General features: G+C 80.1%; 4 protein-coding genes and 1 pseudogene. 3 read left to right on the top strand and 2 right to left on the bottom strand.

Annotated elements, in window-relative coordinates:
* Positions 1-307 (bottom strand): annotated as a pseudogene (locus tag GTR00_RS15845) (hypothetical protein); the annotation flags it as partial.
* Positions 308-420: 113 nt separating this feature from the next.
* Positions 421-789 (bottom strand): hypothetical protein, encoded by a 369-nt coding sequence (locus GTR00_RS15840; protein ID WP_166612557.1) that lies wholly within the window; start codon positions 787-789, stop codon positions 421-423.
* Positions 790-1,022: 233 nt separating this feature from the next.
* Between GTR00_RS15840 and GTR00_RS15835 the strand changes: the two genes are divergently transcribed.
* The 3 genes from GTR00_RS15835 to GTR00_RS15825 form a co-directional block, all read left to right on the top strand.
* Entirely contained in the window at positions 1,023-2,063 is a 1,041-nt protein-coding gene (locus GTR00_RS15835; protein WP_166612556.1) for an acyl-CoA dehydrogenase middle domain-containing protein, read from the top strand.
* A complete protein-coding gene (locus GTR00_RS15830; RefSeq protein ID WP_166612555.1) occupies positions 2,060-3,538 on the top strand; it encodes a PIG-L family deacetylase in 1,479 nt (492 codons plus the stop codon). Before GTR00_RS15835 ends, GTR00_RS15830 begins: the two co-directional genes overlap by 4 nt.
* A gap of 175 nt (positions 3,539-3,713) precedes the next feature.
* A partial coding sequence (locus tag GTR00_RS15825; RefSeq protein ID WP_166612554.1) for a glycosyltransferase occupies positions 3,714-4,141 on the top strand: 428 nt, incomplete at its 3' end.

Below are 4,141 nucleotides of genomic sequence, written 5' to 3'. Positions count from 1 at the left end.
GCGGTGGCGTCGGCGACGCCACCGCCGCCCCGGCCACCGCCCGAGGGGACCAGCAGTGATCGTCAAGTACCACGCCGCCCGCGTCACCACCGCCCTGCACCGCGACGTCGAGGGCGTGCGCCGGGTGATCCTCGCCCGCACCGACGGGCTCGCCTTCCACGACGACGGCCCCGAGGCCGACCACGCCGGCGCCGGTCCCGGTGGTCGCGTGGGCGCCCGGGGCGCCGGCGGCCAGGGTGGCGACGAAGGTGCTCTTGCCCGCGCCGGACGGCCCGGTGACGACGATCTCGCAGGTGGTGCTGATCACCGGTGGCTCCTCGGCGGACGGGGTGGTTCGGGCGGCGCGGGCGCGGCGGCGGCCGCCCGGACCCGTGCGGGTCCGGGCGGGGCCGGGCGGGGCCGGGCCGGGTGCTGCCGGGCTCAGACCTCGAGGTTGCGCTCGAGGGTGGAGAGCTGGCGGCGGGCCATGGCCAGGTTGGAGGACTCCTTCTTCAGCACCAGGTACAGGAACAGCCCGTGGCCGTCGGCGGACTGCAGCAGGCGGATCAGGTGGATCTGGGTGCCCAGGGTGATGAGGATGTCCTCGATCTTCTCCTGCAGGCCCAGGCGCTGCATGGTGCGCATCTTGGCGCGCACGACGTCGGTGTTGCCGGCGGCGGCGACGTCCAGGTCGAGGGCGCCACCGCCCGCCTGGCCCAGGGACATGCCGCTCTCCCAGTCGACGAGGGCGACGGCGGTCGCGCCGTCGATCTCGAGGGCGGCCTTCAGGGTGGCGTCGACGTTGGCCATTCGGTACCTCCTCAGCGGACCGCGGGCAGCGGCGGTTCCACGGCCCGTCGTGTCCCTGTCTGGTTCGACCCCGGCGATCAGGACCTGAACGCGGGCCCGGCAGCGTTCGGGTGAACTTCGCACCGCCGCCCGCTCGACGGGCCGCGCGCGGCGGGCGCGGTTACGGTGCGGGAACCGTGCGACCAGGCGCGGCCGCCCTCGTCCCGCACCACCCGTCCCCGGAGGTCCGCAGCGTGCCGCTGCCCGCCGCTCCCGCGTCCTCGACCCTGCCCTCCGCGGACCCGTCGCCCCCACCCCCGGCGCCGGCGCCGGTGGTGGCCGCGGCGCTGCGGCGGGCGGTGGAGCTGACCGCCACGGCGCCGCTGCCGGCCTCGGGGGCCACCGCGCGGCGCTGGCACCTGCTGGCCCGGCTGGCCGCCGACGACCTGACGACCGCGCGCGTGGTGGAGGCCCACCTGGACGCCGTGGCGGTGCTCGCCGAGGCGGGCCGGGCGGTGCCGGCCGGCTCGACGTGGGGGGTGTTCGCCGCCGAGGCGCCCGGGGCGCGGCTGGAGGGCGCGCAGGGCCCGCACGGCTGGGCGCTGACCGGCACCAAGCCGTGGTGCTCGCTCGCCGGGGCCCTCAGCCACGCCCTGGTCACGGCCCACGTGCCCGGCGGCCGGCGGCTGTTCGCGGTGGGCCTGCGCCACCCGGGGGTGCGCGTGGTGCCGGGCACGTGGCACGCGCGGGGGCTGCCCGAGGTGCCCAGCGGGCCGGTGGCGTTCGCCGCGGTGCCCGCCGAGCCGGTGGGCGCGACCGGCTGGTACCTGCGCCGGCCGGGTTTCGCGCACGGCGGGATCGGCGTGGCCGCCTGCTGGTACGGCGGGGCCGTCGGGGTGGCCCGGGCGCTGCGCGCGCCGGGGCGCGAGCCGGACCAGCTGGCCCGCTGGCACGCCGGCGCGGTCGACCTGGACCTGCTGGGGGCCCGGCTGGCCCTGGACGCGGCGGCCGCGCAGGTCGACGCCGGCGCTGCGCGGGGGGCCGCGGGCGAGGTGCTGGCGCTGCGCACCCGCTCGCTGGTGGCCGCCGCCGCCGAGCGGGTGCTGGAACGGGTGGGGCACGCGCTGGGGCCGGCCCCGCTGGCGCTGGACGCGGCGCACGCCGCGCGGGTGGCGGACCTGGCGCTGTACCTGCGCCAGCACCACGCCGAGCGCGACGTGGCCGCCCTGGGCGCGGCCCTGGTCGGCGCGCCGGGCGCGACGGCCAACGGCGGGGACGGGGGGTGGCCGCGGTGAGCGCCGAGGCCGACGTGCGCGAGGACGACGCGCGCGAGGACGACGCGCGCGAGGACGACGCGCGCGCCTTCACCCACGACGGCGCGGGCACGCCCGAGGAGGCGTGGCGGCGCTGGCCCGGTCTGGGCGACCTGCCGGTGCTGGAGCTGCGGGGGCTGACGCACCTGGTGGTGGTGGCCGCCCACCCCGACGACGAGACGCTGGGGGCGGGCGGGCTGCTCGCGCGCGCCGCGGACGCCGGCGCGCGCATCGACGTGGTCGTGGCCACCGACGGGGAGGCCTCCCACCCGGGCTCCCCCACCACGACGCCGGAGCAGCTGGCGCGGGTGCGCGCGGTGGAGCTGGAGCGCGCGGTGGCGGCGCTGGCGCCCGGCGCGCGGGTGCACCGCCTGCAGCTGGGCGACGGGCGGCTGGCCGAGCCGGAGCGGGCCGGTGCCCTGCGGGAGGCGGTCGCCGCGCTGGTGCGGCCCGCCTCGTGGCTCGCCTGCCCGTGGCGCGGCGACGGCCACCCCGACCACGAGGCCGCCGCCCTCGCCGCGGCCGCGGCGGCGCGCGCGGTCGGCGCGCGGGTCCTGCAGTTCCCGGTGTGGGCGTGGCACTGGGCGCACCCCGGCGACGCGCGCGTGCCGTGGGCGCGAGCGGTGCGCCTGCCGCTGGAGGAGGAGGTGCTGCGGCGCAAGCGCTCCGCGCTGGCCGAGCACGTCTCGCAGACCGCGCCGCTGTCGCCGCGCCCGGGCGACGAGGCGCTGCTGGCGCCGGGGGTGCTGCGGCACTTCACGCGCGCGGCGGAGGTGTTCCTCACCGACGGGTCGCAGGGCGGCCCCGAGCGGGGCGACGGCGCGGGCGGCGGCGCGGCGGCGAGCCTGCCGGCGTCGTTCTTCGAGGAGTTCTACGCCGAGCACGGCGAGGACCCCTGGGGTTTCGAGGACCGCTGGTACGAGCGGCGCAAGCGGGCCCTGACGCTGGCGTCGCTGCCGCGCGAGCGCTTCCGCAGCGCGCTGGAGGTCGGGTGCAGCGGCGGGGTGTTCACCGCCGAGCTGGCCCCGCGCTGCGGGCAGCTGCTGGCGCTGGACGCGGCGGCCTCGGCGGTGCAGCGGGCGCGCGGGCGGGTGCGGGCCGCGGGGTTCGCGGAGCGGGTCGACACCCGGGTGGGCACGGTGCCGCGGGACTGGCCCGGGGGCGTCTTCGACCTGGTGGTCCTCTCCGAGGTGGCCTACTACTGCGGCCCGCGGGACCTGGCGGAGCTGGTGGCGCGGGCGGCGGGTTCCCTGGCGCACGACGGGGTGCTGGTGGCCTGCCACTGGCGGCACCTGGTGCGCGGGTACCCGCTGACCGGCGACGAGGTGCACCGGGTGCTGCGGGCCGAACCGGGCCTGCAGGTGCTGGCGGCGCACGAGGAGGAGGACTTCCTGCTGGACGTGCTGGTGCCGGCGCCGGCGGTGTCGGTGGCCCGCGCGGGCGGGCTGACCCCGTGAGCGGTCGTGCGGGCGACGCGGTGCGGCGGGTCCTGGTGGTCGTGCCCGCGCGCGACGAGGAGGCCGCGCTGCCCGGGTGCCTGGCCGCGCTGCGGCGCGCGGCGGCCGGCTGCCCGGTGCCGGTGCGCGTGGTCGTCGTCGCCGACCGCTGCTCCGACGCCCCCGCCAGGCGCGCGTGGTGCTCTCCTCGGCGGGCCGGGTGGGCGCCGCCCGCGCCGCGGGGGTGGCCGTGGCGCTGCACGAGGAGGCCGGCGCGGACGCCCGGGGCACGTGGGTGGCCTGCACCGACGCGGACTCGCGGGTGCCGGCGGGCTGGTTGCGGCACCAGGTGGCCGCGGCCACCGCCGGCGCCGACCTGCTGCTGGGCACCGTGCGGCTGGCGGGCCCGGCGTGGCGGGACGCGCAGTGGCGGGCGGCGTACGCGCGCGGGCTGGGCCCCGACGCGCGGCACCGCCACGTGCACGGGGCGAACCTGGGGGTGCGCGTCTCCGCCTACCTGGCCGCCGGTGGTTTCGCGCCGGTGGCCGCCCACGAGGACCGCCTGCTGGCGGCCGCGGTGCGCGCCCTGCCCGGTGCCCGGGTGGTGACCTCCAGCGCTTGCCC

The organism is Kineococcus indalonis, assembly GCF_009906395.1.
In the GTDB taxonomy this organism is placed as follows: domain Bacteria; phylum Actinomycetota; class Actinomycetes; order Actinomycetales; family Kineococcaceae; genus Kineococcus; species Kineococcus indalonis.
Note: the sequence above shows the minus strand (reverse complement) of the source record. Positions and strands in the feature narration are given on the sequence as shown.